The organism is Truepera sp., from assembly GCA_032027045.1.
Lineage (GTDB): Bacteria > Deinococcota > Deinococci > Deinococcales > Trueperaceae > JAAYYF01.
Map to the genome: position 1 here is coordinate 1,338,672 of JAVSMU010000001.1, position 13,724 is coordinate 1,352,395.

Annotated in this window: 11 protein-coding genes; 7 read left to right on the top strand and 4 right to left on the bottom strand. The window is 66.1% G+C overall.

The genetic code is table 11. From position 1 onward, the window contains the following. The first annotated feature begins 63 nt into the window (after nt 1-63). Nucleotides 64-1,713, top strand: a complete 1,650-nt coding sequence (locus ROY82_06130) for an iron ABC transporter permease (protein MDT3682039.1) — start codon at nt 64-66, stop codon at nt 1,711-1,713. Beyond that, nucleotides 1,700-2,830, top strand: a complete 1,131-nt coding sequence (locus tag ROY82_06135; protein MDT3682040.1) for an ABC transporter ATP-binding protein — start codon at nt 1,700-1,702, stop codon at nt 2,828-2,830. Before ROY82_06130 ends, ROY82_06135 begins: the two co-directional genes overlap by 14 nt. Nucleotides 2,831-2,867: 37 nt before the next feature. Here the strand turns inward: ROY82_06135 and ROY82_06140 are convergent, their stop codons facing one another. Both ROY82_06140 and ROY82_06145 read right to left on the bottom strand, forming a co-directional pair. Next, nucleotides 2,868-3,521, bottom strand: a complete 654-nt coding sequence (locus ROY82_06140; GenBank protein MDT3682041.1) for a cation transporter — start codon at nt 3,519-3,521, stop codon at nt 2,868-2,870. Next, entirely contained in the window at nt 3,518-4,267 is a 750-nt protein-coding gene (locus ROY82_06145; protein MDT3682042.1) for a hypothetical protein, read from the bottom strand. Before ROY82_06145 ends, ROY82_06140 begins: the two co-directional genes overlap by 4 nt. A 310-nt stretch (nt 4,268-4,577) precedes the next feature. Here ROY82_06145 and ROY82_06150 point away from each other — a divergent pair, with 310 nt between their 5' ends. Then, nucleotides 4,578-5,651, top strand: coding sequence for a hypothetical protein (locus ROY82_06150; GenBank protein ID MDT3682043.1), 1,074 nt, complete (start codon nt 4,578-4,580; stop codon nt 5,649-5,651). Nucleotides 5,652-5,806: 155 nt separating this feature from the next. Next, a complete protein-coding gene (gene trxA, locus ROY82_06155; protein ID MDT3682044.1) occupies nt 5,807-6,223 on the top strand; it encodes a thioredoxin in 417 nt (138 codons plus the stop codon). Nucleotides 6,224-6,266: 43 nt separating this feature from the next. Here trxA and ROY82_06160 read toward each other — a convergent pair whose 3' ends face one another. Together ROY82_06160 and ROY82_06165 are read right to left on the bottom strand one after the other, a co-directional pair. Next, a complete protein-coding gene (locus ROY82_06160; protein ID MDT3682045.1) occupies nt 6,267-6,575 on the bottom strand; it encodes a hypothetical protein in 309 nt (102 codons plus the stop codon). Nucleotides 6,576-6,635: 60 nt separating this feature from the next. Further along, on the bottom strand, nt 6,636-9,851 hold the full coding sequence (locus ROY82_06165; protein ID MDT3682046.1) for a BTAD domain-containing putative transcriptional regulator: 3,216 nt from the start codon (nt 9,849-9,851) through the stop codon (nt 6,636-6,638). A gap of 164 nt (nt 9,852-10,015) precedes the next feature. Here ROY82_06165 and ROY82_06170 point away from each other — a divergent pair, with 164 nt between their 5' ends. From ROY82_06170 to ROY82_06180, 3 genes are all read left to right on the top strand, one after another. After that, nucleotides 10,016-11,584 (top strand): ABC transporter substrate-binding protein, encoded by a 1,569-nt coding sequence (locus tag ROY82_06170; GenBank protein MDT3682047.1) that lies wholly within the window; start codon nt 10,016-10,018, stop codon nt 11,582-11,584. A gap of 68 nt (nt 11,585-11,652) precedes the next feature. After that, the gene (locus tag ROY82_06175) at nt 11,653-12,675 is read left to right on the top strand and encodes an ABC transporter permease (protein MDT3682048.1); all 1,023 of its coding nucleotides are present in this window, start codon (nt 11,653-11,655) and stop codon (nt 12,673-12,675) included. Then, entirely contained in the window at nt 12,672-13,703 is a 1,032-nt protein-coding gene (locus tag ROY82_06180) for an ABC transporter permease (GenBank protein ID MDT3682049.1), read from the top strand. Before ROY82_06175 ends, ROY82_06180 begins: the two co-directional genes overlap by 4 nt. The last annotated feature ends 21 nt before the right edge of the window (nt 13,704-13,724 follow it).

A 13,724-nucleotide genomic window follows, 5' to 3' on the forward strand; every position in this document is an offset into this window, starting at 1 on the left:
GGGGGGCGAGCGCCGGCCGGGACCTCGGCAAGGCGTACGCGGCCGCCGCCGGGTGGCTTCACCATGGGGTTGAGGTCATTCGGCCGTCTGTGGCGCTTCGACCGGGGTCTGCTGCTGGCTTACGGGCTGGTGGCGCTCTTCTTGCTGACGTTCGTGGTGGGGCCACTCGTGAGGGTGGCGCTCGAACCGACCCTCGCCGACTGGCGCTTGGTGATGACCACGCCCCGTTGGCAACGGGCGGCCCTCAACACCCTCATAACCCTCGGCCTGTCGACCGTATCGTCGCTGCTGCTCGGAACCGTCTACGCCTACGCCGTCACGCGGGCGCGCGTGCCCGGCGCGCGCTTCTTCGGCGTCGTGCCCCTCTTCCTGCTCCTCACCCCGCCGTTCGTGGCGGGGCTGGCCTTCATCCTCCTGTTGGGGCGCCGCGGGCTGCTCACCTACCAGTTGCTGGGCCTCGAGACGAGCATCTACGGCCTGCACGGCCTCTGGCTGGCACAGACGTTGTCGTTCTTCCCCGTGGCGTACCTGGTGCTGCGCAGCGCCTTCCTGGCCGTCGACCCGGGCCTGGAGCAGGCGGCCAGGGGCCTGGGCGCCGGCCGGGGCCAGGTGCTTCGGACCGTCACCTTGCCCCTCGTCACGCCCGGCCTGCTTGCCGCGGCGCTGTTCATCTCGATCGGGGTTCTCGGCGACTTCGGTAACCCGATGCTGGTGGGTGGTCGCTTCCAGGTCCTGGCCACCGCCGTCTACACCCAGCTCACCGGCTGGGCGAGCTTCGGCACCAGTGCCGCACTCGGTCTCGTCTTGTTGGTGCCGGCCGTCGTGCTGTTCGGCGCGCAGCAGTGGGTCCAGGCAGCCACACGACAACGCTTCGCCACGGTAGGCGGGCGCTCCTCGTCCCTGCCCGCGCCCACCGTGGCGCCGTGGCTCCGCTGGGCACTGTTCACCGTGTGCCTGCTCGTCACGCTCTTCGTTGCCGCGAGCCAAGGCGTGGTCCTCATGGGCGCCCTCACCAAGCTGTGGGGCGTCGACTTCACCCCCACGTTCGAGCACGCGAAGTACGTGCTTGGGCACGTGGGCGGGCTCGGGAACAGCCTGCGCTTCGCGGCCACCGCCGCACTCGTCTGCACCGTCTTGTCGCTGCTGGCGGCATACCTCGTGCAGCGCGCCAAGGTGCCCCTAAGACGCGGCCTCGACCTGGCCACCCTGCTACCCGCCGCCATACCGGGCACCCTCATGGGGGTAGCGTTCGTGCTGGCGTTCAACACCCCGCCCTTCCAGCTCACGGGAACCGCCGCCATCATCGTCATCGGCATGGCCGTCTCGTACCTACCGGTGGGTTACCGGATCTGCGCCGCCGCCATCGATCAGTTGCGGCCGTCCCTCGACGAGAGCGCGGCGAACCTTGGAGCCTCGAGGTTGCGGGCCCTCACGAGCATCGTGGCGCCACTCGTGCGGCAGGCCCTGGTAGCCACGTTCGTGTTCTGCTTCGTGCAGTCGGTAGGCACGTTGAGCACGGTCATCTTCCTGGTGTCGTTCGACACGCCGCTGGCGTCCGTCACCATCCTCAACCTTGCTGATCAGGGGCGCTGGGGCCGGGCCGCGGCCCTGGCATCCGCGCTCATCATCGTCACCATGCTGTCGCTCGCGCTTCTCTACCTCATCACCGGCAGGTCGCTCAAGCAACTGGAGTTCTCGCGTGCCGGCGGTTGAGGGAGCCGCCCACGTCGAGCTGACCGGGCTGTACAAGGCATTCGGCGCCACCACCGCGGTGGCCGACTTCTCGCTGAGCGTGCCGCGCGGCAGCTTCACCACTTTGCTTGGCCCTAGCGGGTGCGGCAAGACGACGGTGCTGCGCATCGTGGCCGGGTTCGTGGAGCCGGACGCGGGCAGCGTCGTCATAGCCGGCGTCGACCAGGTGGGACGGCCGCCCAACCTGCGCGGCGTTGGCCTGGTGTTCCAGGACTACGCCCTCTTCCCTCACATGAACGTGCGGGCCAACGTGGGCTACGGGCTGCGCATGCGGCGCATGGGGAAGGCCGAGAGGGTCGAGCGCGTGCAGCGAGCGCTGGAACTACTGGGCCTCGACGCCCTCGGCCGGCGCTTCCCGCACGAGTTGTCGGGCGGCCAACAGCAGCGCGTGGCGCTGGGGCGGGTCATAGTGCTGGAGCCCGAGGTGCTGCTCATGGACGAGCCCCTCTCCAACCTCGACGCGAAGCTCCGGCTGCGGCTGCGCGCCGAACTCAAGGAGTTGCAACGGCAACTCGGCATAACGACCATCTACGTCACCCACGATCAGGAGGAGGCGCTGTCGTTGTCGGACCAGGTGGTCGTCATGGACCATGGCCGCGGCCAACAGGTCGGCGCGCCGGAGGTCGTGTATCAGCGGCCCACCAACCGCTTCGTGGCGGAGTTCGTGGGGCAGGCAAACCTCTTGCCGGTCCAGGCCGTGAGCACCACCACGAACGGTTCCGTTACCGCGACGGCGGTGGGGCAGCCGCTGGTAGTGTGTCTGCCCGACGAGCGCCAACCCGCTGCCGGCAGCGCCGGCCTCGCCATGGTCCGCCCCGAACACGTACTCGTGGGCCCCGCGGACACCTTCGCCGCGCCGGGAGCCTGGCAAGTGGAGGCGGAAGTAGTCTCGAGCGGCTTCTACGGCGCATTCCAGCGGTACTGGTTGGCGCTCGAGGGCGTGCCCGAACCGTGGTTGGTGGACCTGCCGCTCGACCTGGCCGAGTACGTGGCGAGCGGGAGTACGGCCCCCACCTGGCAGCCGGGCGCCACCGTGGCAGTCGGCCTGCGGCCGGGCGGCGCCTGCTGGCTCTGGTGAGGCTTGCCCCGAACGAGGAACTGGAAACGAGTCGGGGTCACTCCGAAGCCCCATGATCGCGCAACACGGGGGTGGCGTCGGCATGGGTCAGCTGCCCGTAGGAGCTCCAGGCCAGGTACAGGGCCACGACCACGGAGCCGGCCAGGTCGATCACGTGCCCGACGGTGTTGTCGCCGAAGATCCACAATGAGCCCAACGCCACCAGCACGGCCACGTCGACGAAGGTCTTGGCGCGGTACAGCCGCGCCTGCGCGGTAACGATGGGCGAGCGCTCCTGGCGCTCGAAGCGCTCGTAGCGTGCCCAGAACCAGGCGTTGACCCCGGCCCCCAGCGCAGCGATCACGAAGCCGAGGACGACGTTGCCGGTCGGAGTGGGCTTGAGCCACTTGACGACGGCCAGCACCAAGATAGCCAGTGCCGATAACAGCAAGGCAACGCCCACGACCACTCTCACAGACCTCTCGATCTGCCTGCGTTCGGCGTCAGAAACGCGCTGTACGCGCCGGAAGGCCAACCATGAGCCGAGTACGGCGCCGAACTCGACAGTGCGTCGCACGAAGTCGGCAGCCTGGGTCGTGGAGCGCCCGAGCAACAGCGCCACGAAGGTCGCGAACGGCGCCCAAACGCTTAGAAGAACGGCAGCCCGCAGCGTCTTCTCGCGCGCGCGCGTCTCGCCGTCCAGCGGTCTCAAGCGCGACCCGCAAACCACTCGAGCAGATTCAGGAGTGGATACAGCGCCGCGGCGCTCACGAGGGGCACCGTCACGGTGTCGGTGCCTGCCGGAGAGATCGCCTCGATACCGGTAGCCAACGGCGCCACCACGAGCGCCGCCACGCCGGAGGCCCACCAGGGCACGCCGCCGTAAAGCCAGAGTGTCAGGAAGATTGCAACGAAGGCGAAAGCAGTCATCGACGCGCTGCCCTCGTGGGTCTTGCCCTCATCGACCAGTTGGTGTTCGATCCTGTTCTTACCGAAGGCCTTCCCGAACAGCGCCGCGGCCGCGTCGCCGAAGGTCCAAGCCATTACCGCCGCCGCCGCCAGGTAGCGGAACTCGGGCCCGAGAACACCCCAAGTCAAGGCCAGCAGCAGCGCGAAGGTGAGCTGCACGTGCACCATCTGCCGCCGGAAATCGCCCGGGTCACCCTTGCGATGCGCGAAGCTGCCCTCGAAGAACGGTTGCCGCTCGAGAACCCGCAGCACCGGGTACGCCACGACGATCAAGGTGCCGGCCGCGAGGACCGCCAGGTACCAGGTCCCGAAACCCTCGAGCAGGATGAAGATCGAGAACCCGTAGAAGACGTGGTGCAGCTTGCGGGCAAGCTCACGGGGAATAGACGTCAACGACAACAACAAGACGGGCACCAGCCCGACCATCAGCAGGTAGTAGCCGAACAAGACGCCGGTGCCGGCGAGGAATGCCACCACTGGATTCGACATGCAGCCCTTTCTCGTAACGGCGCTCTGCCGCGTCGCACCTTAGGGAGCCTGACGCCCCGATGGCTACCCCGGCAGCCTACCCGGCAACCGAACCACTTGCCACGGAATAGTGTCCTGGGAGGAGAGATCGCAGTTGCAGGTTACCCCCGCCAGCGCACTCATCAGACGTCTCCAACCCACCGCCATTTAAGTTGCATTTAAACGCCCCGCAGCTACGGTGTGACCCGCAACAACGCAATGCTCGAGGAAAGGTGAACTGATGTCACGAGAAGAGGATTCACGCTCTATCAAACATATCTGGGCTTGGTGTATGGCCTTCGTCGTCGCCGGAAGCATCGCGTTAACTTCGTGCGGTGGGGCTGCCCCACAACCGGAGGCTCAGCACCTCTTCGTGCTGGTGGCCAACTCGTCGACCAACCGCGTGGAGGTACTGAGCGCGGCAGCCGACCCAGCCGATCTGGCTCGTAACACGACTGCCAGCTTCGCCATCGGGGCTGGTGGCTCCATCGGAGCGGCGATTTTCGGCCCTGACGGCCGGATCTACGTCTCCGACTGGAGCGGCGGGAAGATCCTCGTCTACGACGCGGGCACCGCACTTGGTTCGGGCAACCCCTCGCCGGCAGCCGTCATCACCAGCCCCGCGTTGCTGGAGCCGCTGACCATGGCATTCGCGGCCAACGGTGACCTTTGGGTCGTCGACCGCCGCGGTACCATCCCGTCGAGCCCCGTTGCCAACCGCATGGTGAAGCTGGCCGGCGTCTCCAGCGCAGTAGGAGATACGGTGCTCGATGCGGCGGCCATCCTGGACTTCCGCTCGTCGACGAGCACCATCTTTCGCTATAACTACTTGGACGGCCTCCTGCTGGACAAGCAAGGCAACCTCTGGGTAACGGACCTCTTCGATTGGACGGTCAGCCGCATCGACGACCCCGCCGACCTCACGGGTACACATGCGGACTTCGTTCCCGACCAACAGTTCGCTTCCGTCAACTTCGGCGACGGCGACCTCAGCGCCGTGCGTAACCCCGCGAGTCTGGCCATGGACGCCGTGGGGCGGCTCTACGTTGGTAACCGCGGGCAGGTCAGCGTTGCGCGATTCGACGACCCGTACGCCATAACCACCGGCGACACCGTCGTCACCCCCTCCGCCGCAATCCACGTTGCCGGCGAAGCCATACCCAACACGTCGATGATCGGCTTCGACAGCTCGGGAAGCCTTTGGGTGGCGTCCGCCTCCGTGTTGGCGAACGTACCCTCCGTGATCGTGCGACTCCCTAACCCCGACGCTGCTGGGCCCGTACTCTCCATCACCCCAACCGCGCGCTTCGCGTGGGCGCAGAATGCGGACACCCACGGCGGCTCGCTGACGTTCCACGAGCGCTAGTAGCTAGAGCCAGCGGACAGATCGATTCGAGTTGGCGGCCCTTCCGGCCGCCAACTCGCGGGTAGTGGCCGGTCTTGCTTACTTCTGGGGTGGCGTAACACCCAACGCAATCCCCGCTACTCGCCGAATACACCCCCGGGGGATATACTCCGCCCATGGCTACGCGAGAGATCACAGCAGAGAACTTCAATACCACCATTTCCGAGAGCGACATCGTGTTCCTCGACTTCTGGGCCTCGTGGTGCGGTCCTTGCCGCATGTTCGAACCCATCTTCGAGAAGGCGTCGGAGAGTTACCCCGACGTCGTGTTCGGCAAAGTCGACACCGAGGCGCAGCAAGAGCTGGCAGGGGCCTTCCAGATTCGCTCTATCCCGACGCTCATGGCGTTCAGGGAGAACGTGCTGGTTTTCGCCCAACCCGGTGCCTTGAATGCGCGACAGCTGGACGAGGTCATCACCGCGGTTCGCGAGCTGGACATGCAGGAAGTGCACGCGGAGGTCGCCGCGCAAGCGGCGGCGGCCGAGGAAGCGGCTGCCAACGAGGCGGCTGCGAACGAGGCTCAAACGGCCTGATAGTCGCCGGGCCAACGCCAGAACGGCTGGCCACCCTCGGCCTCTACAGCAGCACCTTCCTCCAAGCCCTCCCGGCCCGGCGTCCCGCGGAGATGTCCAGGATGCCGCCGCCTTCCGAGGTAGGCCGCACGAAGCCCACTCGGTAACGCCTGCCCTCGACGGTGAAGTGGACGCCGCCGCCGAAGTAGTACCAGGGGAAGCGCACCTGCCGCACGGCCTCGAGTGTCGCGTCGAAGAGAACCTCGTCTGCCGACCGGAAAACCAGGCGCCCCCCACGGCTGACCAGTTCCCCGGCCACGCTGCCGCTCAGCCCCACCAGCAGCCAGGCGGGGGTGAGCAGGTGATCACCCATTCGTGGCCGGCGTGCTCCTGAGCCGCAGTTTGCTCTCGCGCGGACCTCGCCGCGAGGGCGTCACTCCTGGGGCCCCTGCGTCATCAGGGTTCGGTACTGGCGCTCTGTCTCCGCAGTCGGGGCAACACCCATCTCTCGTTCCAACAGGTCGCGAAGCCGCCGATACGTCAACTCCGCTTCCACCAGGTCACCAAGCGCGTGTTGAACTCGAACGTTCAACAAGTGAGCGCGTTCGTCGAAAGGGTCGAGCCGGACGTACCGTTCAGATACGGCCCGAGCTACCTCGAGTTCACCGGCGGCGAGATGGAGTTCGCAGAGGCGCCGGAGGTTGCGGCTGATTGCGCGGGTGAGGTTGGAGCGAAACGGTGCGGCCCACGAGTAGTCCAACCCTGCCAGCACTTCCCCGCTCACCAACCCGAGGGCCTGGGTCAGCAGCGCTTTCTGCCTCTCGGGCGGCGATTCACGGGCTTGTGCGCTGAGGCTCTCGAAGCGGTCGATGTCGATATCGAAACGAGCGGCGTCCAGTCGGTAACGGCCTGATTCGACGAACACGAAGCGCGTGCGGTCGTCCGAACCACACTTGAGTGCCTTCCTCAGACGGTAGAGCGCCGTGTGGAGCGCGGTCTTCGCCCTGTTCGGCTCCTCGGGCCACAGGTCCGCCAGGGCGGAATCCAACGTGACCGTCTCACCCCGCCGCACCACCAGGTAGGCAAGCAAGTCACGCGCCTTCGAGGATTCGAACGCGCGGGCGGGAACTTCTCTACCGTTGACCACCACGCGGAGTTCACCGAGCAACTCCACCTCGACGTCAGCATGCAGCGAGTCCGCTTTGCTGGCGCGGACCCGCGAGTGAACCGCCGCTGGAGACTGGACAAGACCGATGGCGACGCGCTCGATGAAAGGGTCGGACGGTCTGATGGGCCGCAGGGCCTCGAGCACCCGCTGCGCGCGCTGCCCTTGGTCGACTATCAACTGCCAAGCGTGGCTGGGAGCAAGCATGTCGAACGCGCGCTCCGCCAGTTCGATCCCGGCCTGCTCCGTTCCCCGCTCGAGTTCGATGTAGGCGAGCCCAAAGTAGACCATCGCCAGCGGAATCCGGTAATGCCGCTGCTCTCCGAGCACGGCCAGGTCCATGAAGATCTGCTTGGCCTCCTGCCAGCGTCCCGCGCCCAGGTGGGTGTCGGCGAGCACGCTGCGGCAGACGTAGGCCTCGTAACAGCCGGGTTCACCTTCGAACGCCCACAGCGCCTCGGTGGCGATCTGAGCCGCCTCCATGATCCGGCCCTGCAACTCGAGCACGTGCGCGAGGTACCCGGCGGCCATCAGTCGGTCGTAACTGGCGCCGTCGATCTCATCGGCAAGGGCTATCGCGGAGCGCAGCAAAGCCTCGGCGCGGTCCAGGTCCCCCGCCCTCGTGTAGACGTTCCCGAGCACGGCGTAGGCGGCTGGGATCCTCTCTTTGGCTTCGTGGCTCTGATAGGTGCTGAGCGCGAATTCCGCATGCCTTCTAGCAGCGTCGGGGCCGTGGCGATACAGCGTCGGGACCGCAAGCGCGAGCTGCACATCCGCGGCGCGGAGGCCCGAGAGTTCGTCGAGCCCGCCGAGCGCCTCGTTCAGGTACGCGACGGCGGCCTCCATGTCGCCATGCCACCAGCAGATCTGGCCCAGTTCGCCGAGCATGGTCGCGCGCAGCCGGCTGTCTCCCGGCTGTGAGCGGCCGTTGGACCCGGCCTCCTCGAACTCTTCGAGCGCACGCTCGGCAACCTGACGGCCCACGCCCATACCCTTTAGGTGGCCCTCGCATTTGGCAAGCTCGATCATCGCTGCCGCCCTCGAACCCGGAAGGGTGTCGCCACCGGCAGCCGTGGCGGCCTGCCGGGCCCAGTCCGCGGCGCCGCGGTAGTTGCCTTGCGACCTGGCTATGGCGGCGAGCTCCGTACGCGCGGCGCTCAGCGTTCGAGGATCGGCCTCGTCCCCTACGCCCTTGAGTACCGAACTGGCGGCCTGGGGCCGGCCTAAACGCCTTAGGACACGGCCGAGAAGCAGCTGTAACCGCGGGGAAACTGCGACCTCATCACCTAACTGTTGGAGCCAGCGGTGCAGGGCCTCCGCCCGACCTTGGTTGAGTATGGCCATTCCCTCGTTCTCGAGTAGGTTCGCGGCGGCCACGCGGTCGTCTGCCTCGAGGTAGAAGCCGACCGCCGCCACGAGCTGGCCCCTGGTTTCCGCCAGGTGGCCCGCAGCGACCCGCAGTTCGGCGGCGCGTTTTCCGGCTTGGCGCGTGAGCCGTCCGAGCAAGAACTCCTGGAACAGCGAGTGGTAGCGGTACCAGCGCCCCTCGGCATCGAGCGGCTGCAAGAAGGCCTGTTGCCGCTTGAGCTGGTCGATGAGTCGTTCGCAACGGGCGAGCGTGATGCCAAGCAGCTCGCTGCAGGAGGCGGCATCGAACTGGGGTAGCACCGCGCTCGAAAGCAGGAACTCTTGCAGCTCCTCGCTTTGCCGCACGAAGACTTCGTCCATCAGGTAACCACCCACCACGGGGTTGGAGCCCGTGAGGCGCTCAGCCAGGCTCTTGCCATCCGTGCCACCCGAGAGCAACCCACTAGCCAGATAAAGCCCGGCACCCCAGCCTTCCGTGCGCTCGAGTAGCTGCCCTACAGCGTCGTCGCTCAGTCCAGGAAGGTCGCGGCGCAACCAGGCACGGGCCTCTTCGGGTGTGAAACGCAAGTCGTCGATGTCGAAGAGGCGTATGGCGCCTTGCGCAACCCAGCGGTGGAGTGGGAGTGACGGTTGGATACGCGAGGCGATGAGCAGTGCCAGACCGGGCGGAGGGAACTCGACGAGCTTGGCGACCAGAGCGAGGGTCCGCGGGTTGGCGATGAGGTGCAGGTCGTCTATCACCATCGTCCAGGCGCCCACACCCACGTCTTCGAAGACGTTCATCACCATCGCCAGCAGACGCTCTCCATGCCCATTGGTGTCGGTGAAGTCGAGCCTCGCTAAACGCTCGGCAACCTCGGGGAAGCTGCGGCGCGTTCCCTCGGAGAGGGCGCTGACGAAGGCGATCGGATCGTTATCGTTCTCGTCCAACTGGAGCCAAACGAGCGGATCCGCGAGTTCCTCGACGACTTCTGCGAGCAGCACTGTCTTGCCGTACCCCGGCGGCGCGACGAGCAGAACGGCCGAGCGGCGTGCTTCCTTCGAGGCTGCTCGCGACAACCGCGGCCGCGGGACGCGGAATGCCGTATAACGAGGCACCCCATACTTGGTGGGCATGGCCACGCAGCAAGTCTAACGCGGCCCTCCACGCCAAGCTCAGGCTGCCTTCGCGGCCCGGTTTGCCAACGGTCTGCCAACGGGATTCTCTAAGGTGCGCTTAGCAGACAACCGAAGTTCGTACGCCAGCTGCCCGCCGACAACGATGTCGCAGGAGGTTGTATATGAGGAAGCCGTCAACGCTCGTCCGCCTAGCATTACTGGTCTTCACTGCGGTGGTCGTGGGTGTCGTATCGGCACAGTCGAGCACCGTGCTCAGAGTCGCGTCTACTGCTGCCGTAACGACTTGGGACCCGAGCCTATCGTTCTCCACCGAGGCCTTCTACATGGCCAACCTCTACGAACCGCTGATCTGGGCCAACGCTGCCGGTTCTGACGAACAGTTCACGCCGGCGCTCGCTACGTCGTGGGAGCTATCCGACGACGGTCTCTCGTGGACGTTCCACCTGCGTGACGGCGTGAAGTTCCACGACGGTGAGACCATGGATGCCGACGCGGTAGTCCGTTCGATCGAGCGCCACAAGGCCATCGGGGGCGCCGCGTTCATCTGGGAACCGGTCGACAAGATAGTGGCCGTCGATGACCTCACGGTCAGGTTCGACCTCAAGTATCCGACGCCCCTCGACCTGGTGGTCGCCTCTTCCAACGGAGCCTGGATCGTCAGTCCCGCCGCCCTCGACGCGGCCGAGGAGGACGACTCGTACTTCGAGGCCGGGATCGCGGCGGGAACCGGGCCTTACATGCTCGCCGAGTACCAGCCGGACGCCGAGGTCGTGCTGCGCGCCTTCCCCGACTACTGGGGCGGGTGGGGCGACGTCGAGCATTTCGAGAACGTCGTCATCCGGATCGTCTCAGACGCCGTGCTCCAGGAACAGATGCTGCTGGCGGGTGAGGTAGACCTCGCCCTGAGCCTGCCCGTCACTTCCTACCAGTCCATCTTGGATAACCCCGCCTACAACGTGCAGACGGTCGTGACGCCTTACAGCTATCTCGGCTTCCTGAATACGCTTCGCGCTCCCCTGGACGATGTGCGGGTCCGCCAAGCGATCGCCTACGCCGTGCCCTACCTCGACCTCATCGCCGTCGGTGCGGAGGGCTTCGCCAGTCAAGCCCGCGGTCCGGTACCGCAAGGCATCTTCCCCTGGTCGGAGGAGATCCCGCAGTACCACCAAGACCTCGAGAAGGCCAGGGCGCTGCTCGCCGAGGCCGGTCACGAGGGCGGCGGCTTCACGCTGCACCTCACTTACTCCGCCGAGAACGCCATCGAGCGCGCCTTCGCCCCGGTGCTCGCGGACGGGTTGGCCGAGATCGGCATCAAGGTAGAGATCGAGCCGCTGCTTTGGAACCAGCAGTGGGCCGTAGCCAAGGACGATCCCGAGAACGCCCAGGACATCTTCCTCGTCCTCTACTGGCCGACCATCTCGGACGCCGGTTCGGATAACCTCTGGACCATGTTCCACAGCTCCGACGCCCCCTACTTCAACCTCAGTTACTGGAAGAACGACAAGTTCGACGACCTCGTAGACGAGGCCATCAAGCTCACCGGCACGGACCGTGACGCAGCCCAGGCGCTGTACTTAGACGCCATGGACATCCTCTACGACGAGGCTCCCGGCCTCTTCTTCTTCGACTACGGCGGCTGGTTCGCCATCCCCACCTACCTGGCGGGTTACGAGTACAACGTCAACTATCCGTTTGCGACGTTCTTCTACCCGCTGCACCTCGCCAACTGAGAGGCAAAGGCGTGCGTCTCCTCCTGCAAGGAGCAACAGGGAGACGCACGCCTTCCACTGATTAACCGATGGGTCTCCTCCAGTTCATCACGCGGCGCCTGATGTTGTCACTCCTCGTCCTGTTCGGGGTGGCGACCATCGTCTTCATGCTCACTCGGATCATCCCGTCGAACCCGGCATCCTTGTACCTGGGTCCGCGGGCGCGTCCCGCCGAGATCGCAGAGATCAACGCAAAGTTCGGGTTCGACAAGCCCCTGATCGAGCAGTACGGCCAGTTCCTCAAGGGTCTGGCACGAGGCGACCTGGGTAACTCGCTCGCGACCAAGAGGCCCGTGACGAAAGAGCTCGGGTCGCGCCTGGCCGCCACCCTCGAACTGATGAGCGTCGCGATGCTCCTGGCCGTGATCGTCGGCATCCCGCTTGGGGTGCTCTCTACCCGCATGCGGGGCAGGCTGGGTGAGGCAATCGTGCGGGTGGCAACCGTGGTGGGCGTCTCGCTGCCCCCCTTCTGGCTGGGCCTGCTTCTTCAACTCGTGTTCGTCCACGCTCTCGGCTGGCTTCCAGCGGCAGGAAGGGTCGACGGGAGCCTGCGGTTCACGGCGCCCATCACCTCCATCACCGGCCTCAACTTCTTCGACACTCTCGTGACCGGCAATTTCGTCGCCTTCTACGACGCCTTCCGCCACATCGTGCTGCCGGCTCTGACGTTGGCGGCCTACCCGATCGGGCTCATCACCCGCATGACGCGCGCGGCCATGATCGAGGTCGTTTCGCAGGACTACATCCGAACCGCGCGAGCTTACGGGGTGGCCGAGAGGCGCGTCCTCAACCACTTCGCTTTGCGCAACGCCGTGGGCCCGACGCTGACGGTGATCGGCCTGACCCTGGCCTTCATGCTTACGGGCACGTTCTACGTCGAGGTCATCTTCGCCTGGCCCGGGCTGGGCTCGTTCACGGTGCGATCGTTCCTGAACGTCGATTACCCGTCGATCCTCGGAATGACGTTGTTCGGGGCCGCTGGATACGTGCTGGCCAACTTGGTGGTCGACGCCTGTCAAGCCCTGATCGACCCGCGGATGCGGTTGGCGTGAGGCGCCGACCGGTAGGCGTCACTGGCGCCTCGTGGCGCATGTTCGCGGGCAGCCTCGCAAGCGCCGCCACTGAAGCCATGCCCGAAGCGCGGGCGGGCGGAAACGAGTACGCCGGCGGGCCCGACTCCGGCAACGAGTACGCCGGTAGGCCCGAGCCCGGCAACGAGCTCGCGCCGCAACGCAGCACCTGGCAACGTGCCTTAGCGATCCTCAAGCGCGACTGGCTAGCCGTTTTCGGGATTTTCTTCGTGCTCCTTCTCCTGCTGGTCGCCGTTTTCGCGCCGCAGCTGGCCCCGTACCCCACCATGGGTGAAGGCCGCTCGTCCGTCAGCACGCGCATGCAGCCTCCATCGGCGGAGTTCGTGATGGGCACGGACCGCCTTGGCCGCGACGTCTTGAGCCGCCTGATCTACGGCGCAAGGCCGGCACTCATAGCGCCGCTCATCGTGGTGTTGCTGGCAGTCCTCATCGGAGCACCCCTCGGTGCCATCGCCGGTCTGGCGGGGGGTTGGGTGGACGAAGTGATCATGCGGATCTGCGACCTCTTCCTCGCCTTCCCGTCACTGCTGCTTGCCATGGCGATCGTCGCCCTTCAGGGCCCAAGCCTCGTGAACGCAGTCATCGCCTTGGCGGTCTCCTGGTGGCCCTGGTACACGCGCCTGGTTCGTGGTGTGGCCCACTCCCTGAGCCGCCAGGCGTTCGTGGAGGCCGCCCGCGCTCTGGGCGCACGCGAGCCCAAGATAATGTTCCGGCACATCCTCCCCAATTCGGTAACGCCGATCCTGGTGCAGGCGTCTCTCGACATGGGGACGGTCATCCTCGCGACCACTGGCCTCGCCTTCATCGGCCTCGGCAGCCAGCCGCCGGCCGCCGACTGGGGTCTGATGATCGAGGACGGTAGGGCCCTCCTGCGCAACGCTTGGTGGACGAGCACGTTCCCCGGCATCGCGATCTTCTTGTCCGTGTTGAGCTTCAACCTCGTTGGTGACGCTCTCCGAGACCTGTTCGACCCTAAGGAGTACAGATGAAAAGCGTTCTGAACGAGGCAA